General features: G+C 45.0%; 26 protein-coding genes, 2 tRNA genes and 1 pseudogene. 16 read left to right on the top strand and 13 right to left on the bottom strand.

From position 1 onward, the window contains the following. Window positions 1–25 precede the first annotated feature (25 nt). Genes IC007_RS03755 through IC007_RS03720 form a run of 8 tightly spaced genes read left to right on the top strand, consistent with a single transcriptional unit; the run spans window position 26 to window position 4,405 of the window. Window positions 26–790 carry a PRK13768 family protein gene (locus IC007_RS03755; protein ID WP_054845873.1) on the top strand — a complete coding sequence of 255 codons (765 nt, stop codon included), beginning with the start codon at window positions 26–28 and terminating at the stop codon, window positions 788–790. 34 nt (window positions 791–824) lie between these two features. Continuing rightward, window positions 825–1,562 (top strand): DNA polymerase sliding clamp, encoded by a 738-nt coding sequence (locus tag IC007_RS03750; RefSeq protein ID WP_149528386.1) that lies wholly within the window; start codon window positions 825–827, stop codon window positions 1,560–1,562. Continuing rightward, window positions 1,507–2,520, top strand: a complete 1,014-nt coding sequence (gene priS / locus IC007_RS03745; protein ID WP_370685224.1) for a DNA primase small subunit PriS — start codon at window positions 1,507–1,509, stop codon at window positions 2,518–2,520. Before IC007_RS03750 ends, priS begins: the two co-directional genes overlap by 56 nt. Beyond that, complete coding sequence (gene gins15 / locus IC007_RS03740) at window positions 2,510–2,974, top strand: DNA replication protein Gins15 (protein ID WP_054845874.1); 465 nt, start codon at window positions 2,510–2,512, stop codon at window positions 2,972–2,974. The genes priS and gins15 overlap by 11 nt, the downstream gene beginning before the upstream one ends. Next, on the top strand, window positions 2,961–3,248 hold the full coding sequence (locus IC007_RS03735; RefSeq protein WP_054845875.1) for a 50S ribosomal protein L44e: 288 nt from the start codon (window positions 2,961–2,963) through the stop codon (window positions 3,246–3,248). Before gins15 ends, IC007_RS03735 begins: the two co-directional genes overlap by 14 nt. Then, window positions 3,245–3,445: a 30S ribosomal protein S27e gene (locus IC007_RS03730; RefSeq protein ID WP_174861569.1), complete on the top strand. Its 201-nt coding sequence runs from the start codon at window positions 3,245–3,247 to the stop codon at window positions 3,443–3,445. The genes IC007_RS03735 and IC007_RS03730 overlap by 4 nt, the downstream gene beginning before the upstream one ends. A gap of 1 nt (window position 3,446) precedes the next feature. Then, complete coding sequence (locus IC007_RS03725) at window positions 3,447–4,238, top strand: translation initiation factor IF-2 subunit alpha (protein ID WP_054845876.1); 792 nt, start codon at window positions 3,447–3,449, stop codon at window positions 4,236–4,238. After that, window positions 4,235–4,405: an RNA-protein complex protein Nop10 gene (locus tag IC007_RS03720; protein WP_084739723.1), complete on the top strand. Its 171-nt coding sequence runs from the start codon at window positions 4,235–4,237 to the stop codon at window positions 4,403–4,405. Before IC007_RS03725 ends, IC007_RS03720 begins: the two co-directional genes overlap by 4 nt. A 205-nt stretch (window positions 4,406–4,610) precedes the next feature. Here IC007_RS03720 and IC007_RS03715 read toward each other — a convergent pair whose 3' ends face one another. Both IC007_RS03715 and IC007_RS03710 read right to left on the bottom strand, forming a co-directional pair. Continuing rightward, the gene (locus IC007_RS03715) at window positions 4,611–6,896 is read right to left on the bottom strand and encodes an STT3 domain-containing protein (RefSeq protein ID WP_054845877.1); all 2,286 of its coding nucleotides are present in this window, start codon (window positions 6,894–6,896) and stop codon (window positions 4,611–4,613) included. Between the two features lie 44 nt (window positions 6,897–6,940). Beyond that, window positions 6,941–7,026: transfer RNA gene (locus IC007_RS03710), tRNA-Ile, on the bottom strand. A 369-nt stretch (window positions 7,027–7,395) separates the two neighbouring features. Here IC007_RS03710 and IC007_RS03705 point away from each other — a divergent pair. From IC007_RS03705 to IC007_RS03695, 3 genes are all read left to right on the top strand, one after another. Next, window positions 7,396–8,874, top strand: coding sequence for an ammonium transporter (locus IC007_RS03705; RefSeq protein ID WP_084739744.1), 1,479 nt, complete (start codon window positions 7,396–7,398; stop codon window positions 8,872–8,874). Window positions 8,875–9,284: 410 nt separating this feature from the next. Beyond that, the gene (locus tag IC007_RS03700) at window positions 9,285–11,003 is read left to right on the top strand and encodes an alpha/beta hydrolase family protein (RefSeq protein ID WP_149528383.1); all 1,719 of its coding nucleotides are present in this window, start codon (window positions 9,285–9,287) and stop codon (window positions 11,001–11,003) included. Window positions 11,004–11,188: 185 nt separating this feature from the next. Next, window positions 11,189–11,262, top strand: a tRNA-Ala gene (locus IC007_RS03695). A 28-nt stretch (window positions 11,263–11,290) separates the two neighbouring features. On the opposite strand, the pseudogene IC007_RS03690 reads toward IC007_RS03695, so the two are convergent. The 5 genes and pseudogenes from IC007_RS03690 to IC007_RS03670 all read right to left on the bottom strand — a co-directional run. Beyond that, window positions 11,291–11,440 (bottom strand): annotated as a pseudogene (locus IC007_RS03690) (putative integrase); the annotation flags it as partial. Window positions 11,441–11,999: 559 nt separating this feature from the next. Then, window positions 12,000–13,925: a hypothetical protein gene (locus tag IC007_RS03685; RefSeq protein WP_054845878.1), complete on the bottom strand. Its 1,926-nt coding sequence runs from the start codon at window positions 13,923–13,925 to the stop codon at window positions 12,000–12,002. Window positions 13,926–13,981: 56 nt separating this feature from the next. Continuing rightward, window positions 13,982–14,131 carry a ribbon-helix-helix domain-containing protein gene (locus IC007_RS03680; RefSeq protein WP_054845938.1) on the bottom strand — a complete coding sequence of 50 codons (150 nt, stop codon included), beginning with the start codon at window positions 14,129–14,131 and terminating at the stop codon, window positions 13,982–13,984. Between the two features lie 208 nt (window positions 14,132–14,339). Continuing rightward, entirely contained in the window at window positions 14,340–14,579 is a 240-nt protein-coding gene (locus IC007_RS03675; protein WP_149528382.1) for a hypothetical protein, read from the bottom strand. After that, the gene (locus IC007_RS03670; RefSeq protein WP_149528381.1) at window positions 14,576–14,866 is read right to left on the bottom strand and encodes a HEPN domain-containing protein; all 291 of its coding nucleotides are present in this window, start codon (window positions 14,864–14,866) and stop codon (window positions 14,576–14,578) included. The genes IC007_RS03675 and IC007_RS03670 overlap by 4 nt, the downstream gene beginning before the upstream one ends. A gap of 70 nt (window positions 14,867–14,936) precedes the next feature. Between IC007_RS03670 and IC007_RS03665 the strand changes: the two genes are divergently transcribed. Continuing rightward, on the top strand, window positions 14,937–15,110 hold the full coding sequence (locus IC007_RS03665) for a ribbon-helix-helix domain-containing protein (RefSeq protein ID WP_162204983.1): 174 nt from the start codon (window positions 14,937–14,939) through the stop codon (window positions 15,108–15,110). 177 nt (window positions 15,111–15,287) lie between these two features. On the opposite strand, the gene IC007_RS03660 is transcribed toward IC007_RS03665, so the two are convergent. Then, a complete protein-coding gene (locus tag IC007_RS03660; RefSeq protein ID WP_232049005.1) occupies window positions 15,288–15,599 on the bottom strand; it encodes a hypothetical protein in 312 nt (103 codons plus the stop codon). Window positions 15,600–15,674: 75 nt separating this feature from the next. On the opposite strand from IC007_RS03660, the gene IC007_RS14045 reads away from it, so the two are divergent. Next, a complete protein-coding gene (locus IC007_RS14045; RefSeq protein WP_256202563.1) occupies window positions 15,675–15,800 on the top strand; it encodes a hypothetical protein in 126 nt (41 codons plus the stop codon). On the opposite strand, the gene IC007_RS03655 is transcribed toward IC007_RS14045, so the two are convergent. Both IC007_RS03655 and IC007_RS13730 read right to left on the bottom strand, forming a co-directional pair. Continuing rightward, the gene (locus IC007_RS03655; RefSeq protein ID WP_232049004.1) at window positions 15,797–16,579 is read right to left on the bottom strand and encodes an integrase; all 783 of its coding nucleotides are present in this window, start codon (window positions 16,577–16,579) and stop codon (window positions 15,797–15,799) included. The genes IC007_RS14045 and IC007_RS03655 overlap by 4 nt on opposite strands. 124 nt (window positions 16,580–16,703) lie before the next feature. Continuing rightward, window positions 16,704–16,823 (bottom strand): putative integrase, encoded by a 120-nt coding sequence (locus IC007_RS13730; protein WP_232049042.1) that lies wholly within the window; start codon window positions 16,821–16,823, stop codon window positions 16,704–16,706. A 227-nt stretch (window positions 16,824–17,050) separates the two neighbouring features. Between IC007_RS13730 and IC007_RS03645 the strand changes: the two genes are divergently transcribed. Continuing rightward, entirely contained in the window at window positions 17,051–17,782 is a 732-nt protein-coding gene (locus tag IC007_RS03645) for a CoA-transferase subunit beta (RefSeq protein ID WP_232049003.1), read from the top strand. 278 nt (window positions 17,783–18,060) lie between these two features. On the opposite strand, the gene IC007_RS03640 is transcribed toward IC007_RS03645, so the two are convergent. From IC007_RS03640 to IC007_RS03630, 3 genes are all read right to left on the bottom strand, one after another. Beyond that, on the bottom strand, window positions 18,061–18,288 hold the full coding sequence (locus IC007_RS03640; RefSeq protein WP_054845881.1) for a hypothetical protein: 228 nt from the start codon (window positions 18,286–18,288) through the stop codon (window positions 18,061–18,063). Window positions 18,289–18,764: 476 nt separating this feature from the next. After that, window positions 18,765–19,511: a CoA transferase subunit A gene (locus IC007_RS03635; RefSeq protein ID WP_149528379.1), complete on the bottom strand. Its 747-nt coding sequence runs from the start codon at window positions 19,509–19,511 to the stop codon at window positions 18,765–18,767. Next, window positions 19,508–21,298 carry an AMP-binding protein gene (locus IC007_RS03630; RefSeq protein WP_197736434.1) on the bottom strand — a complete coding sequence of 597 codons (1,791 nt, stop codon included), beginning with the start codon at window positions 21,296–21,298 and terminating at the stop codon, window positions 19,508–19,510. The genes IC007_RS03635 and IC007_RS03630 overlap by 4 nt, the downstream gene beginning before the upstream one ends. Before the next feature lie 194 nt (window positions 21,299–21,492). Here IC007_RS03630 and IC007_RS03625 point away from each other — a divergent pair, with 194 nt between their 5' ends. Together IC007_RS03625 and IC007_RS03620 are read left to right on the top strand one after the other, a co-directional pair. Beyond that, window positions 21,493–22,839: an MFS transporter gene (locus IC007_RS03625; protein WP_149528378.1), complete on the top strand. Its 1,347-nt coding sequence runs from the start codon at window positions 21,493–21,495 to the stop codon at window positions 22,837–22,839. Next, window positions 22,817–23,875 (top strand): alkaline phosphatase family protein, encoded by a 1,059-nt coding sequence (locus IC007_RS03620; protein ID WP_149528377.1) that lies wholly within the window; start codon window positions 22,817–22,819, stop codon window positions 23,873–23,875. The genes IC007_RS03625 and IC007_RS03620 overlap by 23 nt, the downstream gene beginning before the upstream one ends. Window positions 23,876–23,982 lie beyond the last annotated feature (107 nt).

Raw genomic sequence — 23,982 nt, 5'->3', positions numbered from 1 at the left:
AGATTAAAACCCCTTAACTCATTCCATGTATTTTGTCTTCTTCGTGGGGACAGCTGGGTCAGGTAAGACCACCCTTGTGAAGACCTTCAATGACTACCTCAACGATATGCAGATGGACTCCGCTATAATTAACTTGGATCCGGCTGTTGAAAGCCTTCCTTACACGCCTTCATTAGACGTGAGGGATTACGTTGATGCGTATGAAGTGATGGAGAAGTTTGGGCTAGGACCAAACTCATCTCTCATAGCCGCTTCCGACCTAATACTCACCAAGGCGTCGGAAATCAAGGAAGATGTGGACCAGATAGAGTCAAATTACGTGTTAGTGGACACCCCTGGTCAAATAGAGCTCTTCGCTTACCGTGAGACCGGTAGGATGTTGTCCTCACTCATAGCAGGAGACAACAAGAAGGCCATGGCTTTCCTAATAGATTCTTTCATAGCAAAGGAAGCTAGGAGCTACGTTTCCATGCTGTTACTCTCGAGTTCAGTCAAATTCAGGATGGACATGCCTACGGTTAACTTGCTGAGCAAGGTAGACCTTCTAACGGAGAAAGAGCTTCAGGAGATATTGACCTGGAGTAACGGGGAGGAACTGGTTGATAGCCTAGGTACTATAGACGAATACTCATATGAGCTGGTAAAGTCCTTGGTGGAGAGTCTGTCGGCACCGCCTACACCAGTCTCCTCTACTTCTAACTTGGGAATAGATAATTTTTATGCAGAGATCCAACGTATCTTCGCAGGAGGAGAGGACTTCCTTACCGAGGAGGGAAACCCTACGTTGTGAAGATTTTTTTAATTCCATCATTTTACATATCACCATGAAAGCTAAAGTAGCTGATGCATTAGCATTTTCTGATATCATTGCAGCAGTGGAGAACTTCATCCCTGAAGTAAACATGGTTGCCACACAAGATGGGCTTAAAATCTTTGGAGTCGACACTGCAAAGGTAGCATTTCTATCCATCAATTTACCTGCGGGATATTTCGAGGAGTACTCTGTGAGTGAGGAGAAGGAGCTGATAGGAGTCAAGCTAGGAGATCTCTCTGACGTGTTGAAAAGGGGCGGAAAGGATGACCTTCTCGAACTGGAGACGAATCAAAACACTATAATAATCAACTATAAAGGTAACGTCGAGAGGAGGTTCTCCCTTCCCTTACTTTCGTTAGAGGAAGGAAGGGAACCATCAATGGGGTTTCAGTTCTCCTTCAGGGCGAAGATGATGACTTCAAACTTAGTTAGCTCATTAGACGTGCTTTCGGAGATAGGCAGTGTCCTCATTCTTGAGTCGAGTTCCGGAAAGTTCATAATGCAGGTAGAAGGTGACATGTCTGACGCTAAGGCAGAGCTTTCAACTGAAAGCGGGTCTCTCATAGAGGCTGACGGAGTTGACGCTAGGTCGAGTTACAGCATGGACTACGTAATGGGGACCACATCACTGAGGAAGGCCGCAGACACTGTGGAGGTCAGCTTCGGGACTCAGATCCCTGTGAGGCTTCATTATGAAATGCCTAACGGTGCATACGGGGACTTCTATGTCGCACCAAGGGCAGAATAACAAGGTAGTTGAAGGCCTTTTCAAGGAGTACTACTCAAACCCAGGTAACCTTGAGCTCCCCTTCGACATGGAATTAAGGGAATTCGCAGTCCAACCTTTGTCCGCTGAAGGTTACATCAGGCATCTGTCCTTTCACTCTGAGGGGGAGTTGCTCAACTTCCTTAAGACTAAAGTCCCCGCACACCTCTTCTACTCGTCTGCGAAGTATCAACTTCCCGACGCCAAGGATGTCGAGAAGAAGGGCTGGATGGGAGCTGATTTACTTTTCGACATAGATGCGGACCACCTCTGTGAAGTCCACGAGGTTAAGTTCTGTCCTGTCTGCGGTTCTTTAACTAATTCACAGAGTTGTGAAAAAGACGGTACGGATACCTCGATCTATCAAGAAATGGGGGAGGAGTGTATCAGAGAGGGAGCCAAACACGCTTACGTGCTGGAGGACATCTTGAAACACGACTTCGGCATGGAACCTAAAGTTTATTTCTCTGGGAACAGGGGTTTCCACGTTCAGGTGGACTGCGTGGGGGAATGTGCCTTGTTAGGATCCGATGAAAGGAAGGAAATAGTTGACTATGTAAGCGGGGACGACGTACCTGATTATAAGGGATCTCCGGAGGATCCGGGATGGGTAGGAAGGAAGGCCCGCGGAGAGAGGGGAGTCGTCCTCGATAGGCAGGTCACGATTGACGTGAAGAGGCTCATCAGGATTCCTAACTCGCTACACGGGAAATCAGGTCTGTTGGTGAAGAAAGCTGATCCGCGTTCATTCACGCCCAGAGTCAGCGAACTTTCTCCCTTCAAGGGTGCAGTCTCATTCCTTCCATTCCTGACCATAAACACCAAGTTATTCGACGTTGAGGTCTCTGTCGAGAAAGGAAAGATCACGGTAATACCGACCTCGTTGGGAGTTCTTCTTCACTTAAAAGGGCTCGGGGAGATTCTTGCTCATGTTGGATGAAATTCTCAGGAAGGAAATGGAACACCCAGATCTCCTAGACGTATCAATGAGCGAAGTGACCAAGGACGAGCTCAGAGTAAAGAAGATACTTTACCCGGTCTCAGATCCCCTCAACAGGGAACAGTTAAATGTAATGAAGGAGATTGCTAGATCTATCTTTGAACTGAGGGTCTCAAAGCTCCTGGAAGGAGAAAGCCCTCGTGGCTTCGACAAGGAATTGCTTGAGGCCATCAGGAAGATGGAAGAAGTTTACGTCTCCTTTGTGTCCTCTGAGTATGTGACCAAGAACGGCAAGGTTCTCTGTTCGGTGAAACAGGAGATGATCTTTCACGGTAAAAGGCTAGTTCCAGGAGACTTGGTATTCCTAGGCTTCAACGACGCAGTCCTTCTTTCCATCACAAATTATATAACTCCCTGCTCCTTATTTAACAACGGTAGTAATGAAGGTTCCTAAGAGTCTTAACGTTTATTGTCCCAAATGCAAGACTCACACTCCTCACTCTGTATCTCTATATAAAAACGGAAAGAGGAGGTCGCTAGCCGAGGGCCAAAGGAGATATGATAGGAAGAATGAAGGTTATGGAAGCACAAGAAAGCCCGAACAGAAGAGGTTCGCAAAGACCACGAAGAAAGCTTCCTTGGTTCTGAAGTGCTCCAAGTGCGGTTACGTTATACAGAAATCAGGAATGCGCCTTAAGAAGGTGGAGCTCACAGAGGTGGCCAAGTGATGAACAAGTTCAGAATACTCATACCAGAACCCAACAGCAAGTACATCAGAGTCAAGTGCAGTCAATGCGGGTACGAACAGACAGTCTTCTCTAATTCAACCTTCCCAGTGAGATGCTTGTCGTGCGGAGCTCAGCTAGTCTTCCCGAGGGGAGGAAAAGCAAAAATAAATGGGGACATTCTAAAGGTACTAGGGTAGAATGATACATCGCAAATCGACCTTCCCCTCTGAAGGAGAAATTTTGATCGGAACAGTGAAAAATGTTTTTGATTACGGTAGCTATATTTCTTTGGACGAGTACCCCGGCGTAAACGCGTTTCTACCGTGGAGCGAAATAAGTACCAAATGGGTAAAGAACGTCCGTGATATAGTCAAAGAAGGAAGAAAGGTAGTAGTGAAAGTAATAAGGCTCGATAGGAAGAAAGGGTCAGTTGACGTATCTCTCAAGAAGGTCACTGATGATGAAAGAAGGAAAAAGAACATGGAATGGAAGAAACTTCAGAAGCTCGACAAGATACTCGAGATGGTGGCGAGCAAGGTGGGTAAGGACGAAAAAGCAGCGTGGGAAGAAGTGGAGTGGAAGCTGGAATCTCAATACGGTGACCCGATGGGAGTCATAGAGAAAGCTACGAAGGAGGGCCCGGATCTCTTGTTAAAGGCCGGCGTCTCGGAGGAATGGGTAAAACCTTTACTGGAGGAAGCCTCTAAGCATGTGGAGGACAGGAGAGTAAAGGAAAGTGAGATTCTAAGTATAAGGACTATGTCTGGTGAAGGAGTTGAGAAAATGAGACAAGTGTTAGCGGATGCCATAAATACAGTACTGAAGGACAAGCACGGTTTCACAGTTAAGCTATACACTATAGGCGCACCTAGGTATAGGCTCGAGGTCATAGGCACGGAACCTAAGGAAACATCTAAGCTTCTGCAGGAAATCCTTGAAAGTCTTCTGGATTCTAGAGGAGAAGTAGAAATAGAGGTAGTAAAGAAGTGAAATGGAAGCTGAGGAAGTGTCCTGTAGATGAAATATACACGATGAAAGAGATATGTCCTAAATGTGGGGGTTCGACCTTTGTCCCTCATCCACCACGTTTTTCGCCAGTAGATAAGTATGTAAAGTATAGGCTGGAAAGCAAACTCGGAAGGAAGCTTGATTGCTGAGAAGTTGAAAAAGAGACAAACATATCTCTATACCCATGATTTCCTATTCTCTTCGATAAATAGTATATTTTTTTAAAAATATATCTTGTGCTATATAGTGTATAAATATATTATTTAATTTTTAAAATAGTCCACTTAAAGTTAAATTTAATCTAAGAAATATATAAATATTAAAAATATTAACTTTAATAAAATTTTCTTGCATTTAAATGTTCTCACTCACGTGTTCTGGGATGACATAGCCAGGCTGTACGAACTGATACACTAACACCATGATGTAAACTGTGTACGTTCCTCCGTCGTTTGCAACGCCTCCGCTACCAACTGGATAGAGAGATATGTAAGCAGGCTGGAAGTAGTTGAGATGGACAGGTGGTAATGGCTGCCCGCTCACTGAAAAGCCATTGCTGGTCGGTGTAACTGTAGTTGTGAACGGAGCTATAGTCTCCCCACCTAGGCTTTCAGTGCCCTCTATGAACATCTGGACTATCAGCGAATTGTATGCCTTAGGAGTCCACGCGAAAGGCTGGGCGTTCTCTATCTGGCTTATCAAATTGCTCGCTAACGTAGGATCTGATGAACCGTAAGTTGCTTCAGTAGAGTTTATCAAGCTTATCAATTCGGTTGTGTTAGTGTAAGCGGATTCGTTATACCCAGCGATTATGGTCATTGCACCCATTGCCTTTGCTATGTCTCCTAAACTTGTGGTGTAGCCGAAGAACGGACCGAAACCTGAAGGATATCCAAGGTACCATGTTATCTGTCCGTTAGCAGACGTCTGTTCCGTTACTGCGTCGTAAGTTACTATGAAGGCCGGGATCGTGTAGTTTGGATTCCCATACGGATAGACGTGGTAGTAGTGTTCTAACACGTACGCTGCATAGCTTTCGTTGTTTAAGAACATCTTTGCCATGAGTTTTATCTGTGTCCCGTTCAGTGTGTTGTTCTCGTCTATTACTGTCTTATTCGTCAGCGTTTCCAACCAATACCCATAGTCCCACCAGCTCATTATGAAAGTATGAGGAGGAGTACAATCTCTCAGCCAGTCTATTGCGTTAACCCACGCGTAGTTAGTGGTGAGGAAACCTGTGGCTGAGTTGTCTATAGCTTGTGGTGCGTTGCTACCGATTGCAGCCATGCCTGCATCAGCGACTAACGATATAGCGAATAGCGACAGAACTAGGATGGGAGCAAGCCTAGAGGATTGACGCAGGGAAGAGACTATGTAATATATTCCTATTCCTGCTAGTGCAGCTACGAGGTAGGCAGTGTAGTTAAAGAGGTAAGGCTGCTCTGAAGTTCCGAATATCGCAGCAACGCCCAGGACTAGTAGCCAAATCCCGCTCAAGTTACCCTTCTTTATCGCATAGTATATTCCTACTATGGAAAGGAAGAGAGATATCCCGAAGTCCTCTATCATGCTAGTTATGGACTGAGGTATGTACTCTGCTACTGTCTTGTCTATAGGGACAGTTATCTGGAAGAACGGATTGATTATTGCGTAGTACCTTGAAGGAATTATCGTAGTCGATAATGAAGGTTTAAGGAGAACTATCGAGGATATTCCAATGACGAAGACGAAAATTACAGCGGCAGATATCAAAATGTTCTTCGAATCAGTGAGCTCCTTAGGCAGGTGATTCTTGAGGTAGAGGTCTGCATATAACACGATCCCAATGAAGATCATCGAAAGACCGTGTGCGAAACCTGATAGGAAACCTATTTCGTTGGGAGCGAAAGACGTGAGGAATCCCGTGGTTATTGCCATGAGTCCGTATGTCTTAGCTACTAGCTCGCTGTTTCTATTCAGCAATATAACGAGGAAAGCTGCTATTATCAGGCTGAGGTCGATGTATGTGTTACCTCCCCACACTATTTCTGCAAGGAATAGGAGGACACCTGCGGGTATACCGTAGAGGGCTTTCTCCTTCTTTATTGCTTGGTTGAAAAGGTAAATGGTAAACAATATCAAGACCGCTCCCCAAGAGTCCTTCGGTAACCCACCAAGTACGTTCTTGTAAGTCAGTGCAGGAGATACAGCTACTACTATGGCAGAAGCATAACCAGCTAACCTGCTCTCAGTAATAGATTCTATTGCAAGAAATGCTGCGACTACTCCTATCCCCGCTAATGCGATGTCGCTGAATATGGTCACAGTGTAAACTGCATTAGCCCCGAACGCTCCCATGAAAGGTAATGAGATCAGTGAAATTATGAAAGGCAAACCTATAGTGTCTCCCAGCTCCACGAAATAGCCCCACGGGAACCAAGCGTGAACGTCTGGAGGAACTGCGTACCAGTTCCCTCCAGCGTGAGCTATCAATAACGCGTTGTAGAATAGGTACCAAGAGTCAAAGCCGTTTATTGCTAGAGGCCAATTTGCGCTTATTCCCCTTATTAGGATGGAGACAAGTGCTATCCCCATCAGAACTGGAACGTCGATGAGCTTTGTGAGCCACTCGAACCTAGTTACTCTCTTTGTCGACTGCATACAAGCACAATAACGACGTGTTTTTAATAAGCTTAATCCAAAAATGGGCCCGGGGGGATTTGGACCCCCGACCTCCCGGTGACTGACATGGATATCAGCCGGGCGCTCCACCATGCTAAGCTACGGGCCCATAACAACTCTTGTAACTATCTCGTTTTTAAGATTTTCCTGAAGATTCTCTTTTTACTGCATATACCTTTAATATTATCTGTATTAAAGAATATAAAAGTAATGTTTAAGCAAACTTTACATTTCAATGCATATAATCTAAAAAATTTTAAAATAGTCTCCTTAACTCTTAACGTAGATTCTAAAAACTATTTAAAAAAATCCCTAAATAAGAAGAAACTTTTAGTGAAAAATCGTGATAATGCTTAAGAAGTATTTGGATATCTTCTCTTCCGAGAAAAAGATGGATGAAAAAGAAGGAGAAACTCGGACGAGGTTCCTCTTTGGTAAAGGTATTTTGGTGCTCTCTTTAGGGATATTCGGAATATTGATGATGTCACTAATATCTCACGGTGCAACCTCTAATGTCACTGCGTCTATACAGTCCCTGAATCAGAGCATAGCGGCGCTTAAGAACTCTACTGCTGATTACCCTTCCGCTGCGGTACCCTCTTGGCTTAGCTTAGGTTCCAACTCCTGGATGCTCACCGCTGCAACGTTAGTTGGTCTTCAAAGCGTCCCCGGTGTAGCTCTTCTTTACGCTGGGATGTCCAAGAAGAAGTACGCTGTGAACTCCGCCATGATGGTGTTCTATGCCTTCGCCGCAGTTCTAATAATATGGATGATAGCTGGATACAACTTCGGATTCGGGCCTGCAGGACTCAAAATAGGTTCCTATGGAATACTGGGTACCCCGACCCCAGCATGGGGAGGGCTATACGAGGCTTCCCAAACAACGTACGGTCCTTCCGCGTCTAATTTAGACATTCCTACTGCGACATACATATTCTTCCAGTTCGTTTTCGCTGCAATTACCCCAGTCCTCTTAGCAGGAGGAGTTCTAGAGAGGATGAACTTCAAGGCATGGATGATATTCGTTCCGTTCTGGTCCTTGCTAGTGTACAGCCCAGTCGCATACTGGCTCTTTGCAGGAGGATGGTTGAACCAACTAGGTGCAGTTGACTTCAGCGGAGGTTACGTTATACACGTAGACGCGGGTGTCGGTGCTTTAGCTGCAGCTTTCGCTGTAGGACCCAGGCTCGCTTCGGAGAGAAAGTTAGAGGCTCACAGTCTTCCCTTAGTCCTAGCGGGAGCAGGGCTGGTTTGGTTAGGCTGGGACGGTTTCAACGGGGGTGACCCAGGAGGAGCTACGATAGACGCAGCTATAGCAGTCCTCAATACTAACATAGCGACAGCCGCGAGCGCGATAGCTTGGATAGGAATGGACATGGCGTTCTTCAAGAAGCCAACCCTCGTGGGTGCAGTGAGCGGTGCAGTTACCGGACTGGTCGCAATCACTCCCGCTGCAGGTTACATAAACGGCTGGGAGGCAATCCTGATAGGTATAGCCTCTGGAACGGTCCCGTGGATATCCTTGTACAAGTTTGAGCCCAAGCTGAAGGCTGACGACACGCTGGGAGTCTTCTCTACTCATGGAATTGCGGGGATATTGGGAGGTCTGCTGACTGGAGTGTTCGCTGATCCTAACGTAACAACTTACATAGACCCAGGTCTGAAGGGAGCTCTATACGGTGACTTCTATCAACTGGGCATACAAGCGTTCGCTGCAGGAGTGGTCTTCGTGTACGACTTCGCCATAACTTACGGTCTGCTCAAGCTGATAGGTCTGTTCATACCTCTGAGGGTCACCACAGATACTATGGCGGTGGGAGACTACGAGATACACGGAGAAGTAGCGTACTCAGAGCTCTTAGCCACGATACCTTCCTCGAGGAAGGAGGGAGTGAAACAGGAAGCGAAACAAGAAGAGAGTGAAGCCGAGGACAAGACAGAGAAAGGGTCTGGGTAATAATAATATACCTACTTTTTCCCTCCATAAGCTGTGGAGTATTTTTAAACTCATTCTAATTTTTCTATGGATGGATATTTTTTAATCTATTATTTTCACAGCAATTCTAGCATATTATATAACACCGCTATTTGGGGAGATTCAGGTTTCCAATGCGAATTGTAATTATGACAAAAATAAATCAAATAAAGGAGATTGCAAAGCATGAATCCTTACCCACAGTCAATACAGGAGCGTTTAATTAAATTCACTCTATTCGATAAATACACTGAATTCGCAAAGAGATGTGAATCGCCCCTCTTTTAAGTTGAAGAGCCCTCAGTGCTGCAGTGGTTCATATCACCTTTCCATCCGCCCATCGGTCATCATAGGGCTATCAACTTTAACTTTCTAGCTCACAACCTAAAGACATGGATCCAAAGGTATTCTACTCAATAAAACTTATCTCAAACCCGGTTAAGAGCGAGGATGGGACTTTCTTTCAGCTGAATTGGATCGACTTCACCTCCAATAGCTACTCGTCCTCCATCTACTTTAAGGGGAAGGACGTGAAAAGAGTGACGTGGGGAGGTAAAGAGTCACAGCCCCTAGTGAAGGACGGAGTTCTTCATTACGTTAAGGGTGGAGACAAGGATACCCTGATGAGGTCTACCTTAGGAGAGCCAGAGCCTGTTTTCTCTTTCGACAAAATAAAGAAGTATCTTCCTTACGGTAAGGGATTCCTCTTTTTGGGAGAGGAGAGAAAGGGAAACAGTACTCCCTTCGAGGCCTCCTCACTCAAGTATAAGTTCGACAGTAGGGGCCTTTTGAGATCTAGGACTTCCCTTTACTACTTTGACGGGAAGGAGACTAGGACGATAATGGGTGGTAACTATGACGTGAACGACTTCGACACAGACGGGAGAAGGGTGGTGGCCTCAGCTACGATGTCCAACGACGATGTTTCATTCCAGGACGTATTTGAGGTAGATGTGGGGTCCTCATCTTTCACGAAACTAACTAAGGGAGAGGGAGCTGTCACAGCTGTAGCCCTCACTAAGAGCGGTTTCGCATACCTAGGGCACAGAAAGGGTCTGTCTCCGTGGGCTAGAAAGGACGTGATATTTGAGGATGGGAGAGTTTTAACTTGCGGGAAGTACTGCGGAAACTCGGTGGTCAACGACCTTTTCGTTAAATATGGAGACAAGTTGGTAGTAGACGGGGGAAAGGTTTATTCCCTAGGACAGGACGGCCCTACGGTAAACGTGTACTCAGTCGAAGACGGTGAGAAGGTCACTGACGTTAAGGGAGTTGTGTTGGACTTCGATGTGAAGGACGGAGTGGAGTACGTCTACTCCGACCCGAGGAAACCGTCCCTCATGGGAGGTTACGATCCTAACGAGAGCGTGGAAGGGGTAATTCCTGACTCTTTCACTAAAGGAATTGAAGGGTGGGTAATGAAGAGAGATGAGAAAGCTCCTAACGTAGTTTTCGTCCACGGAGGCCCTCATACAGCCTATGGTTACATGTACTACATAGAATTTAACTATCTGTTCCAGGAGGGGTTCAACGTGATTTACACTAATCCCTCCGGAAGCCAGGGGTACGGGGAGGACTTCGCTCGTGCTGTAGTGGGAAAATGGTGTGACATAGATTTCAGCGAATTGATGAGTTTCGTATCTAGCCTTGGACTTAAGGGAAAGTTCCACCTGACCGGAGGTTCATATGGAGGTTATTTCACGAACATGGCTTTGACCAAGACAGACTTCTTTTCAAGCGGGATAGCTGAGAGGAGCATTTCAAACTTGGTTAGCATGTGCGGTACTAGCGATATAGGTTTCTGGTTTAACGCTATAGAATCCGGAATATCAGACCCTTGGGAAAGAGAATCTATAGGTAAGCTGTTGGAGATGTCGCCTATCTATCACGTGAAGAAAGTTAAGACCCCCCTAATGTTAATCCACGGGGAAGAAGACATGAGGTGTCCTATAGAGCAAGCTGAACAGTTCTTCATAGCATTGAAGATGAACGGTGTGGATGCTAGGCTTGTAAGGTACCCCGGTGACAGCCACGAACACGCCAGGAGAGGAAAACCGCTCAACATGGTAGATAGGTTGATAAGGAAAAGCGAATGGTTCAAGTACCATTGAGTCGAAGTTGAATACGAGTTGAAAGAGAAGAGCAAGACCTAACAATAGATAAGTATTTATACTATAGCTAAAAGAGATAAAATTACTTGATAGAGGAAGGGAACATTAGTAAAGTAAGAAGATCAAAAGCGTGCGGTAAATCAAAGCTAAAGGAATGGTTCCCTCCTCTAGGCAAAGACATATATGGGCCGGTAGCTCAGTCTGGAAGAGTGCTCGGTTCGCACCCGAGAGGTCCCGGGTTCAAATCCCGGCCGGTCCATGGTGGGGGTAACCCCCACACCCCCACTGCTAAGGTAAAACTCCACTACCTTGTCTAAAGGAGCGACGTAACGCTCCCTTACGTTACCCCTATTATCATTCTCTAGCTTGTAAACGTAATACTTATTCCCTCTTTGACGTATCTTGTATTGCCCGGCTGAGAAAACTCTATAACCCATACCTAGACTATGCCCCTTTCACGTCATATAAGCTTTAAAGCACGGGGCTATTGCCATAAAAACGTGTTGTATTGAAATGCTGTGGCAAGGATTCCTCAGCGTTTAGACAAACTGAGTTAGTACCACGTTCAGTAAACAAAGTCTATCACGACTATCTTTCAATTCGCCCTAAAAGGAAACGGCTTTCCCTGTGGCGAAGGGGACGCTCAAATAAAAGTACACGGGTAGAGAATTTCACTATAAAGCAGTACAAGTAACGTGTAGTAAGGGAAATTGTACTACACCTTACTACAATTTCAATTAATAGATATGATTATGGTAATCCTTCATATAATTGAATAATGTAGTAAGTGTAGTAAGGTGTAGTAAGGCAAAATCTTTTACACAAGAGTATATGCTTTTCATACTATAATGTACTATATTGTATAGCCCTTACTACACTTACTACCCTTACTACAATTTCAATTCAATTTTTAATCTACAAGAATCTCAAAGTCAATTGAATGTGTAGTAAGGTGTAGTACAATTTCGAAAAGTTTGATTATACTACAAAAATATTCTAACTTTCATAAGGCTCTAATATGGGCGAAATTGTGTTCTTCTTATACACGTTCTTTAACTCACCATGTAATCGTATTGTAGATTTCTTAGCGTTTATGTCCGAAATGAGTCTAGATATAGGCCTTTCCTTTACACCTTTTACCTTGGTTAGCCAAACCCTGAACTCTGAGAGGAAACTATAAGTGAAGGTTACAACGTTTTGATTATCAACGTTTTGATTATAGAAGAAGCCGTACTTCAAAATGTCATTATCAGAAGTAGGTACTTGATTCAACTCTCTCACCTTGGTATTTACGAACTCCTCAAACAAGAGGTCCAAGTCCTCTTCGGTAATGCTCTCTACTAGGGATAACGTAGGTAGAGGAAACTCGTTAAAACCGCACTCTATTGAAGGGGTCATCTTCACGCCGTACTTCCTGAACACCTCGACCCATGTATTGTACCCTAAGGATATCAAGGCGTCCAATAAGTTAGACCTTTCCTTATTGAAATCAAACCCCTTTAGCTTCTCTGATACCATGTTCATTAGTTCAAGGCCTATGGCGTGCAAAACTTCATGTATGTGATAGTCTCCCTTCAACTCGTTCTTGAGCAACGCGTTGTTCTGTGTCGCCTCTTTTAGGTCTATACCCTCATCACGATCTAGTTTAATGAAGAGAATCTTATCAACACTCGCAATATCAACCTCTTGGGTGAAGTTAGTATCTGCCAAGACTGAGGACAGTGACAGAAACGTCCCGTTTATATCAGGGTTAGACGTAGTTATTTTCTTCAAAACGAAACGTTGAGCTGAACTGTGAAGGAGGTTGAGCATTTCCCTTACGGGGTCGCTCTCGCTAGATAGTTCAGTCCATTCCTCTATAGGAGTTACTAAGGTAGACTGTGATAGCGAATACCTTAACTGCGCTTCACTCTTGGGTTTTATTGGGGGTAAGCTATTTGACCCCCAATATAAGTATTGGTTGAGTATGGTTAGCGTTGTCTTACCCGTCTTCTGTCTTCCTACAGTTATAGCGTGAGGGAAATAACCCGTCTTCTGTCTTAGGTAGTGTGCGAAATTGCTCACAAGCCCAAAGGATAGAATCCATGTAACTAGCCCTTTATCCTTGAAGGAGTTTACAGTACCTATTATCCTGTTGAGGACTTCTACTTTCTTATCTGCTGGGACTTCCTGAGGTAACCTGTACTTGTCCATCTTCTTCCAAGGTGGGTTGTACAAAGACTCCGTCGCAATGCTAAGTCTCTCGCCGTCAAACCAAGGACCTACCGCGTAATAGCCCTCAACTGTTTCATAGTTAGAGTTCAACAAGAACTTGAACTTCTCGGGTTGTTCCAATCCATACTTAGTCTTGGTTAGCGTTGCTACCTCATCTACCTCACCCGTTATTATCCGTTCATCAGTAGTAATCTTCACGAACTTACTATCGAAGTCCACGTTAAATATACCGTTGAATTTCACGTTCTCTATCTTCTTTACTTTTATAGAGGAAATTTCCTTAATCACTTTTTCGTAGTCCCTGTTGAACTTATTGAAGACCTTCTTCTCTAGGAATACGCCGTTTTCGTTAGCTAAGATATAGGTGTCGTTGCAAATGTCGTTTACGAACTCTATACATACTTCATATTGTTCCTTCTTTTGAGAGTCCCTTATGAGTTGGTTTAGGTCCTTGCTATTCTGTAAGAAGAACGCTATCTTACCGTTTATGGGGTCTTTAGGATCATAACCGAATTCTTCATAAAGGGTTAGCCTTAAGAACGCGGGGTTCTCAAAGTCGTGGTATGACATAAGGACTTCTTTGCCGTTATGTGCTAGTCTAAGTCCTGTACTTTCGATACAGACCGTGAAAGAAAGATCAGGGTCTATAACCTTTACCTCTACGCAACCCTGAGGAAAGTTTTTAGACCCGGATTCTAATATTGACATAGTTTAGGTACGCCTCTTTTTCCTGATTTCATGACGAAGAGAAAAAACGGATTAACTTATGAAGAGATACCTAGTTCTTTCGATAGGTGTTTCACCGCTATTTTCACCGCGTCGGAATAGGAAACGCCGTAATACTCTGCTATCTTTATTATGAGTTCCTTATCTTGTTCCTTCAGCCTCACGTAAGCCATTGTCTTATTAGACATTTTGATCACCACTCCTTCCTATTTGTGTTGAACACTTTTAAGTCTTATGTGAGTAAGGGAAGCAATACGTAATATCATGTATAGATAGAGTAGAGAGAGATAGAGAGAGAGATAGAGAGAGATGAGATAGATAGACAGATAGATAGATAGAGAAAATCCGTACGGTAAACATTACTCATCTGTGAATCATGTATGAGTAAAAAGTGAATCACTGGTGAATCACTTCTCTTAAAATAGTTTCTACCTCTTCTCTGTGGCCCTTCAATAGCAACTCTATGACCGTGCCTAGGTGTCTGTCTACGATCTCTTCCAAGTCCTTACGGTCGAACTCGCATTCCTTAACGTCTACCTCATACTCCATGTCCGTGGAGTAAGGGTAGTATTCGCGTCCTTCCTTCTCACACCACGCGTTTTCCTCTATCTCGTAATAAGGTATAGTTACTTTCACGTTTGTTTCACCTCGTAAACCCTGTCGAACAACTCCTTGACCTTGTAGTCGGTCATAACATAGGCGTCTTCCAATACCTTGAGGTAACGTTGTGCCTTATCCTTGTTATCAGGCTTTATCATACTGAACGCCTCAGTTAAGTACTCTAGTTCTTCAACTACGGCTTCCTCAGGTTCGTCCTTATTTGCCTCATACCACGCCTTCACCGTTTCAAAGGCTGAAGGCGTAAGGTGAAAAATAGACCCGTTTACCTTAACCGAATTTTCCTTGAATTGGACTTGTGCCATTATATACACTAAGTGTAACTACAGTAGCACACTATATAAACTTTTATGATACTGTGTAATGTTTTATCACATGGTAGTAGGAAAAGATACTTCTCGTATTGTAGTGTATCTACCTAAGGATATAGCGGATAACCTAGAGAAGGAAGCCGAAGAGAAGGGTCTAAGTCTGAGCGCATACATTAGAATGTTGATATTAGATTACACTAAGCAAAAACAAAACGCCATGAAGAATAACACGGAATAACACGTTATTAGAGCTTGTTTTGTTTTGAAAACAAAACGACTTTTACACGGAATAGGAAGGTAAAAAGCACGTGATTTCACGCGGGATAACGGGGGTTAGGTCAGTGTCTTTTTTCTTTGGGTTCCTAACTTCAGGCTGGACACACACCACATAAGCTCTGTCTAAGAACTCTTTCACCTATTCTTCCTCTTCTTCCTCTTCGTCTAATTCCTCTTCGTCCTTCACTAAGTCCTCGTCGAAGTCCAAGTGTTCCATCCCCCTATGTAACGTGATCAGCTCCACGCGACCGTGGTAAGCCTGACAGATTAGTTCCTTAGTCTCGTCTATGTGGAACGCTAGCCCTTTCTCGCATAGGAACCTCAGCTCCTCGTATAACTTCCTCGCCTTCCAAGTCGTGAGGTTGAACTCGAACTGAAGGGAAACACGCGTTACTTTCCTGTCCCTCTTCAGTAACTCTATAGCTTTCTGAAGGTCTTCGTTACTCTTCACATACTCATCTATTTGTGAGTGTGTGTTTTCGTGCGACATTTAGTTATATAGGGACAACACGCGGTAATATAGGTTATGGGACTAGCTATACAGTCCACGGAACCCCAAGTAGACGCCTTAGACTTCCTGAAGCGTGCTATATCCACTATAGACTATCAGAGTTCAGACTTGTCGCGTGTAAGGTACTTGGGACGGGTCTAGCTTTTCAAGAAACCATTCACTACATCAAACACGTGCGGGTATTCCTTATCTGAAAGCCCTATCAAGTCGGTGTAATGCACCGCGCCCACAGACAGACCCGATATCCTTCCTTCAAGGAACTCAGCTAAATCACGGTCCTTCACCGCACTCCTCACCTTTTGGTTGAACCACTTCCTCAAATATTTCTCACAGAGACCGGACTCACAGAACGCGCTCTTTACAGTGTCCTCATGGACCTTCAAAGGCTTCAAGGACTGAAACACGTGCTTAGGTAAATAGCATACCATAGCGTTCTTTGACTTCCTCATCAAGTCTAAGTGTACCCTAACGAAGTCGCCCAAGTCCACAACCCTCAGCTTATCCTTATTATTTAACAAGTAAATTACCTCGGTCATCCTGAGACCTGTACATACCAACACGTTGTACACATGTGTGTAATCACTGGGTAAAGCGTCCCTCAACTTCAACACCTCAGCGTCTGAAGGTACGTAAGTATCAACGCCACGGTGTATTTTCTCAGGCAAACCTTTCCTCAGCTTCGCTATCAAATCCTCAGCGTCGTACTTCCTCTCATACCAAGAGAAGAAGCGTGATAGCGACTCCTTCCACATCCTTTGAGACGAGTTAGCCCAAAGCCTCCTAACGTCCTCAGCATCACGTAGCCTCTTCCCCTCAGCCCTCTTCAGGTAGTAGAGCCAAGAAGTTACGGTCTTCTCTTTTATTCCCTGTCTAATGAGATCATCTCTAAATTTCTCTATCTCAGCTTTATCAATCACCACGTGTTTGCCACTCCTTGTATTCACGTCCTTGGGGGCAAATTCCCCAATTTCTTGTTCATTTGAAATTGGGGGTCGAAGGGGGTGTCCCCCTTCAGCTTCGGTTCGCACCCGAGAGGTCCCGGGTTCAAATCCCGGCCGGTCCACTTTGAGGGGTACCCCCTACGACCCCCAAGTAATTTTTCACCACTTGGTTTAAAGGACCTACGTAATGGTCCCTCCTCTTACCACTAGAGTCATTCTCTATTAAGTAAACATAATACCCCCATTTAACTCCCCTTATTATGATGTTGCCTAGAGCGAGTGTTGTACTATATATATGGTAATTACTGTGATGTTGCTTTAAAAGCCATGATATTTATAATAAATTGGGTATAAATAAGTTTAATAATCATGAAATTCTATTTTATACTAAAAATTTAGAAACATCTTCCCTTTTGACTACATTCTATTTTAAAGATAGAAGTGATAGACATGATAATGCAAAACAAACCCAGAGTTGACTACGCTATAAAGGCAATTTCCTCCCTCCTTCACGACGGGAATAGAGTTTACGTAGGGCTTAATTCTCTACCAGCCTTGTTAGGATCACTCATGGCTAGAGACTTTTATCACAAAAACCTGAAGATCTTAGGCGTAGCTGAAGCCGATAATCCTAGTCTAGAGTCAGTTACGGCGTCAACTGGAGACCCGTTCATGGTTAAATCCTCTCCCGTCATGATAACAGCTGATTCATTTGATATGATACAGAAGGGCCTTCTCGACGTGATATTCTTAGGGCCAGTTCAGATAGACAAGGACACTAACGTTAACTTATCTGTAATAGGAGACTACAGACAACCTAAGGTTAGGCTGACTGGAGGAGCAGCCACGGCTTATGTTATGCCATTGGTGAAGAAAGTTATACTGTGGAACTTAAAACACAGCAAGAGGTCTTTAGTAGAGAAAGTAGACTTCATTACTGGAACCGCCAGATATTCCAACAACGACGTTTTCGTGGTTACAGACCTCGGCGTCATTCGCTTCTTGAGAGGAGAGGATGAATGGGAAATTACCTCGGTTTATGATTTCACTTCAATAGACGAGATCAAGAACAACACCTCGTTTCCATTGAGAAGTGATCAGCCCAAGGTTATTTCATTGAGCGAAGACGAGGAGAACTTCATATCTCAGTTAGATCCATATTCGCTTAGGCTTCAGACGTGAAAGGGTAACAGAGTTATTGGTCTTTTGCATGAAAGTGGTACAGAGCTAAGCGTTCTACCTCTAAATTGAACGAAAAGAGCAGAAAAATGTAGCCACTGTGTGCACCATGTTTACGAATAAAATCTATTTTTAATGAGCTAGTTATTCTTTTTAAGATAGATAAACTTGTAAATTCAAAAATTTCTTAATCCAGATATAAATTGTTCTGATTTACAGTTGGTTTTGAACCTTAATTTCTATTATGTCTAGCTGGAGAGGGAGTAGGTTTTCAGACAATGTTAGAAGAGGGACATTAGAAGCTGCTTGAGCTCTCTGCATTTCACTTGTATGGATTCTATCACTCCTTTAGTTGTCCTTATTGCAAAAGGAAAGCGGTTGATGAAAACTAAGTGGTCTTTCATGCAAATCGATGGCTCTACTTCACCATCTATGAAATATTCCTTGGAGACTATAATCATGAATATGTCAGTGCCGCTTGATGACAATGTAACAGAGTTCTCGTTCATAAAAGATTTGTTAAATTGGGTTTTTAAACTTTATTCTATCAATAACTATATAAACCCCTTAAAAAGGTTCTAAAGTTTCCAGATCTGGGTGTCAGAGGATGTGAACTATCAAACCTCACGGGCGTGGAATCATAGCCCTACCTTACCAACGACTGGAAGAGGGCAAAACTCCACACTACGGTAGTATTTCCAGGAAATATTTAACCTAAACACCTCTGATCCCTGGTTCGTAACTTACTGGAAAGACTAGGGTCGTCTAGATCCTGATCTTAAATGCTGTTGATGTCCCACGGCATTGTTTGGAGCAGGGCGTACATGAGACCCTCACTTAGGAGAGTCTCAGGACACTTACTCTGTCGTTGATTATCATTCAAATATATACGGTTTCTTTATATTCAACTTTCACTATAAAGGCCACGTCCCCCCACATGGGTCTTCCGCCTCCTTTACCCCGTCAAGATAAAAATGTTGCTTGTCTAGATGGGTTGAAGTTCTTCTATTACCCTGTTCCAGTCTACGTCATAAAGCGCGAACATGCTAGTTGGCTCTGCTCCACGGGGTGCACGGACTACGTAACTCACGAACTCACCGTTTATCGTTGGTCTTTTGCCGTAGAAGTACGATCTTGGGACTATCTCCTCTGCAGTGACTATCACGGTCTTGGACGCTTTGGCCTTGTAAACGTCCTCGTATAAAGGACCTAGAATCTCCGCGTTTCCGTCTTCGTCAGCTCTATGGACGTGGATGATTGCAACGTCAGGCTCTATCGCCTTAACCAGGAGAACCTCTTGGTTAGTGAATGGATCGACGAACCTCCTCCAAGAGCCCCTTTCCTCATGTAACTTAACTAGATCTGAACCGAGCACACCTTTCACGGGCATGAAGGGAATACCGTGAGACCCTGCCCTTATTCCTGCTATGAAAGCCCCGCACGTGTCCTCTAAATAGTCTACTTCACCTTTCTCCACCGCCTTCCTGAAGTAAGGGGGTATCCCGAGCCACTCCAAGGTAGCCATCGGCGCCCTTACGCTCTTCAATATGTGGTTCTTAAGCAGTACCTCCAACCCGAAACCGGGCTCTCTATCAACGAAGGATATCTTAACGTTCCTCTTCACGAGGGAGTAGATGAAGGCCATAGGGTTCCTGTGAAATGACATCCCGCTTATCGTGATCAAGTCGTTCTCCTTCACCTTGGATACGGCATCTTCCATGTCGACTATCATTTGCTCTCACCTATAGCCCTCATGATCTCCTTAACTGTCTCCTCGTCCTCCAGAGTGCTCACGTCACCTATAGGTTTTCCAGTGTAAACATTTCTTAGCAACCTCCTGAGGACCTTCCCGGTACGTGTGTGAGGTAGCTTGTTCACCACTACGACGTCTTTGACGTCCGCTATTGGTCCCATTGTTTCTCTTAGCTTGTCTCTCAATTTATCCTTTATTACCTTAGGGTCAACCCCCTCCTTAGGTACTGCGAAGACGACTATTCTGCTTCCCTTCACCTCATCTGGTACGTCTACAGCAGCTACCTCTGCTACCTCATCTATGTGACAACTCTCTTCAACCTCAGCCACGCCTATCCTATGGCCTGCGACCTTTATTACATCGTCAGATCTGCCCAAGATATATAAGTAACCTTCTTCGTCCATGTACCCGAAGTCGCCAGTGTTGTAATATCCGAACTTAGAGTAATAGCCCAGATATCTCTCCCTGTCCCCCCAAAGGGTCGTCATGAACGCGGGTGAAGGGCTCTTCACTATCACGTAACCTGGTTCTCCAGGGGGCAGCTTCTTCCCCTCTTCATTCACTATCTCTATATCTATGGAAGGTAAAGGTAAACCCACCGAACCCTTCTTAATCGGAAGCAATCCCAGACCTTCTCCCCCTGGTGATGCTATGTAACCGCTGTTCTCAGTCTGCCCCCATACTTCAAAGACCTTCTCAGCCTTCGTGTTCCTCACCAGCCAGTCGTACGCGTCGCTTCCTAACAGCTCTCCCGCAGTCACCGCTATCTTTAAGGAAATGTCGTACCTACCCCTGATCTCTCCGTTCTTCATGAGAAGCCTGACCAGCGTGGGCGCAGTCCACAAATACTTCACTTTCTCCTCCTCCATGATTTCCCAGAGTCTTTCGTAACTGGGGTAGTCAGGGGCACCTTCGTACCACACCACGTTTCCTCCGTTAAGGAGTGTTCCGTATAGGCTGTAAGAGTGACCGTTAATCCAACCTATGTCGGAGGTGGAGAGGAAAGGCCCTTGACTTAAATCGAAGAGCCACTTCACGTGGGCGTAAGCCCACACTGTGTAAGACCCGGCCGAGTGCACCACTCCCTTAGGTTTGCCTGTAGTTCCTGAAGTGTAGAGTATGAAAAGAGGGTCTTCCGAACGCGTGTCGTGAGGTTCTGACTTTGCTACTTCAAACGGGATGTTATCCCTATCCACCGTGATTACCTTGACTTCGGAGTCCTTAGTGGCCTCTCTTGCAACTGTCTCTAGCGGTATCTTTTTCCCTCTCCTTATCGTATAAGGCGAAGTGACGAGAACTGAAGGCTTAGCGTCCTCTATCCTAGATTTAAGGGCACCAGCCCCGAAACCTGAGAAAACCACCGAGTGAACCAAGCCCAACCAGGAGGAGGCAAGCATCGTGGCTGCGGCCTCGGGTATCATGGGCATGTAAATCATGACTCTATCGCCCGGCTTCAGTTCCTTCAGTGCTTGTACCATTCTGAGGGTCATCTCCCTTAACTTGCCGTATGTTATCTTTCTAGGCTCGCCTTCCTCACCGTACCACGTTATTGCAGCCCTCTCAGGGGACCACTTTAAACAGTTGTGTGCTATGTTGATCTTACCTCCAGGGAGCCACGCATAGGACGAGGGAGAGACGTAAGACAAAGCCCTTGATGGTGGCACGGACCAGTTGAGCTCCCTTGATATCGGCAACCAGAACTCATCTGGGTTTTCCAAGCTTTTCCTCCACATAGCGGAGTAGTCTTCCAACGAGATTTCTTTCATGTCATGTTCTCTCTAAGTTTCTACGAAAATAAACCTCTGGAGAGACCCCTTTAGTACAGAAACACTTCTCTGCAAAGATTGCATGAGGAAACTCTCCTTTCCCCTATTTATTCTATATATATCACACATCTCTTTATTAGTATATATGTTTTCTATACATCAAGCTTTATTATATCTACAAAGATCTCAACCTAATGAGGTCTCCTCTAGATCCCCTTGATGGGAAGAAGTTGAACCGGTTTCACTGGAAAACCGCAGTAGTAGGAGGAATGGGTCAATTCACCGACGGCTGGGATCTTTCAAGTGCCTCAATCCTGCTGTTTGCCATAGCCGAAACCTTTCATATAAGTGCTCTTTCCGCTGCATCGTCACTGATACTGTCAAGTGTTATTGTGGGGAACTTCGTCGGGGCCTTGATCTTCGGTCCCATAGTTAACAAGGGAAGGAAGAGGTTCTACGGAGTAGATGTCTTCTTGATGGGTCTTGGTGCGATCATGGAAGCCATATCCCCTAACATCCCCACGCTCATATTATCGAGGTTCATCCTTGGAATAGGTGTGGGGGCTGATTACGTCCTGTCCCCCCTGATTGTGGCAGAGTATGCTAATAGAGGGGACAGGGGGAAGCTTTTAACTTTCAGCGGTGGGTTAAGTTGGGACCTAGGTGCTCTATCTCTCGCGATAGTTTCAGTGATCCTGAGTTCATACATCCCTCCAGACCTGCTGTGGAGGGTAGTCATGGGTTTAGGAGCAGTTCCTGCTCTATCTGTCGTGTTAGCTAGGAGAAACCTTCCAGAGACCCCCAGGTTCCTGGCTTTCCTTAAGTCAGACAAACAAGCTATGAAGAAGTTCTACGGAGTAGATGTAGCGGCTAAGGACGAGGTGTCTGCAGTAGTTCATCTGAAGAGGTCGATGAAGATGATAATCCTTTCCTCGTTGACATGGTTCCTCTTCGACATGGTAGCTTACGGTCTCGGGTTCTTCTCCCCCACGGAAATAGGAGAGAAGTTAGGCTTCACACCACCGGAGTTCTCTGCACTTATGTATTCGCTCTTCACAATTCCAGGAGCTTTGCTCGCGATGTCTCTAGTAGACAGGACGGGAAGGAGGATAAATCAGAGCTTGGGTTTCGCAGTTATGGGAGTCTCAGCCCTGACGTTGGGGATACTCTTCAGCAACGGTTTCAAGTCAATAGACCTTACCATGGTAGCAGTTGCTATGGGACTGTTGGGTATGGAGAACTTCTTCAGTCAAGTTGGTCCTGGGACCGTCGTAGGATTCTGGGGTGTCGAGTTGTTTCCCACCAAGATCAGGGGATTATCTCAGATGTTCACCGTGCTAGCAGGCAGGACCGGAGCGATCCTTTCAGCTTTCCTTTACGCGGATCTCTTCACTCTGGGTATTCCTATAACTATGTTATTCACAGCAATCATGAGCTTGATAGCCTCAGTTATCACACTCACCTTGAAGGAGCCTGCAAGGGAGAGCCTAGAGGTGATCTCTAAAGAAGGTGAAAGAAATGAGTCAATATCAGGACAATAATAATAATTTAAATAAAGAGAAAATAAAAGATGAAGAGATAGATGAATTTGAAAGATCTCTCAACAGCACGTCTCTAGTGGACGTAGCTAGGGACATAAAGAACTCACTCCACGGAGGTGAAACGAAGATAGTGAACGGCGACAAGATTCTCCTCATACTTACCGACGGGCTAGGGTGGAATGTCTTCCACGAGACCGGACTCCAGGAGTGCCAGAAAATAAGGAGTGTGTTCCCCACGATAACAGTCACAGTCATGACTACCCTCCTCACTGCTAAGTCTCCCGGAGAACACGGAATACTTGGATGGAAAGTATACGACAAGAGGAGAGGGAAGGTAGTGGATCTGTTGTCTGCCATCAGGAACGGGGAGACCCCCGAGATAAGTATGCCGCCTTCGTACCTGAGAGGGGAGGAGAGCGTGTTTATTACCCCTCTGTCAGGGTCATCGAAGAGGTTGTTTTCAACCCTGGTTGGGGCACACGTAAGGAACTACTTCACACCCTATGATTCGCTGTCTGTCCTGAGGCAGTCTCTTCCAGAAAAGCGGTTCGCGTTCTTCTATTTACCTTACGTAGACACGGTTTCTCATCACTACGGGCCTAGTTCCCCTGAAACGGCTGAGACAGTGAGGGAGGTATCCAAGATAGCGAAGAAGGCGATGGAGATAGGCAAGTCAAATGGCTTCACGGTAGTCCTGACTTCAGATCACGGTCAAATAGATGTGGAAAAGAACGTAGATATCTCCAGAGACCAGGAGATCTTGGATAACATTGAGGTTCCCCCTTTCGGAGACAGTAGAAACCTCATGATTATCTCAAGACATGACGTCTCTGAGACATTCAAGAAGTACGAGACATATATCTTCGGTAAGGAAACGCTCTCCAAGTATGCAGGAGGAAACCGGGTTCCCGACTACGCCGTCGTGCCTAAAGGGAGGACGACTCTCAACTATTGGATCGACGACTCAATGGACTACAAAGGGAATCACGGGGGGATCTCTAAAGACGAAATGGAGATACCTCTTTGTGTAACCTAGAAAAAGTTCATTATTTTTGTTTCTATCATGTTTTCCCATCCTTTCTGGCTTTCATTAGACCTTATAACTATTAAGAGAATTAGCTTCCTTCTTGAGGTTACCATACG

It is taken from the genome of Sulfuracidifex tepidarius (assembly GCF_008326425.1).
Classification (GTDB): Archaea; Thermoproteota; Thermoprotei_A; order Sulfolobales; family Sulfolobaceae; genus Sulfuracidifex; species Sulfuracidifex tepidarius.
This window is presented reverse-complemented; position numbering and strand designations above follow the sequence as displayed.

Coding starts and splice junctions, on each gene's coding strand:
- IC007_RS03755 (WP_054845873.1), top strand. CDS start 26: ATGTATTTTGTCTTCTTCGTGGGGACAGCTGGGTCAGGTAAGACCACC.
- IC007_RS03750 (WP_149528386.1), top strand. CDS start 825: ATGAAAGCTAAAGTAGCTGATGCATTAGCATTTTCTGATATCATTGCA.
- priS (WP_370685224.1), top strand. CDS start 1,507: ATGAAATGCCTAACGGTGCATACGGGGACTTCTATGTCGCACCAAGGG.
- gins15 (WP_054845874.1), top strand. CDS start 2,510: ATGTTGGATGAAATTCTCAGGAAGGAAATGGAACACCCAGATCTCCTA.
- IC007_RS03735 (WP_054845875.1), top strand. CDS start 2,961: ATGAAGGTTCCTAAGAGTCTTAACGTTTATTGTCCCAAATGCAAGACT.
- IC007_RS03725 (WP_054845876.1), top strand. CDS start 3,447: ATGATACATCGCAAATCGACCTTCCCCTCTGAAGGAGAAATTTTGATC.
- IC007_RS03715 (WP_054845877.1), bottom strand. CDS start 6,896: ATGCAGTCGACAAAGAGAGTAACTAGGTTCGAGTGGCTCACAAAGCTC.
- IC007_RS03705 (WP_084739744.1), top strand. CDS start 7,396: ATGATGTCACTAATATCTCACGGTGCAACCTCTAATGTCACTGCGTCT.
- IC007_RS03700 (WP_149528383.1), top strand. CDS start 9,285: ATGGATCCAAAGGTATTCTACTCAATAAAACTTATCTCAAACCCGGTT.
- IC007_RS03685 (WP_054845878.1), bottom strand. CDS start 13,925: ATGTCAATATTAGAATCCGGGTCTAAAAACTTTCCTCAGGGTTGCGTA.
- IC007_RS03680 (WP_054845938.1), bottom strand. CDS start 14,131: ATGTCTAATAAGACAATGGCTTACGTGAGGCTGAAGGAACAAGATAAG.
- IC007_RS03670 (WP_149528381.1), bottom strand. CDS start 14,866: ATGGCACAAGTCCAATTCAAGGAAAATTCGGTTAAGGTAAACGGGTCT.
- IC007_RS03665 (WP_162204983.1), top strand. CDS start 14,937: ATGGTAGTAGGAAAAGATACTTCTCGTATTGTAGTGTATCTACCTAAG.
- IC007_RS14045 (WP_256202563.1), top strand. CDS start 15,675: ATGGGACTAGCTATACAGTCCACGGAACCCCAAGTAGACGCCTTAGAC.
- IC007_RS03645 (WP_232049003.1), top strand. CDS start 17,051: ATGATAATGCAAAACAAACCCAGAGTTGACTACGCTATAAAGGCAATT.
- IC007_RS03640 (WP_054845881.1), bottom strand. CDS start 18,288: ATGAACGAGAACTCTGTTACATTGTCATCAAGCGGCACTGACATATTC.
- IC007_RS03635 (WP_149528379.1), bottom strand. CDS start 19,511: ATGATAGTCGACATGGAAGATGCCGTATCCAAGGTGAAGGAGAACGAC.
- IC007_RS03630 (WP_197736434.1), bottom strand. CDS start 21,298: ATGAAAGAAATCTCGTTGGAAGACTACTCCGCTATGTGGAGGAAAAGC.
- IC007_RS03625 (WP_149528378.1), top strand. CDS start 21,493: ATGAGGTCTCCTCTAGATCCCCTTGATGGGAAGAAGTTGAACCGGTTT.
- IC007_RS03620 (WP_149528377.1), top strand. CDS start 22,817: ATGAGTCAATATCAGGACAATAATAATAATTTAAATAAAGAGAAAATA.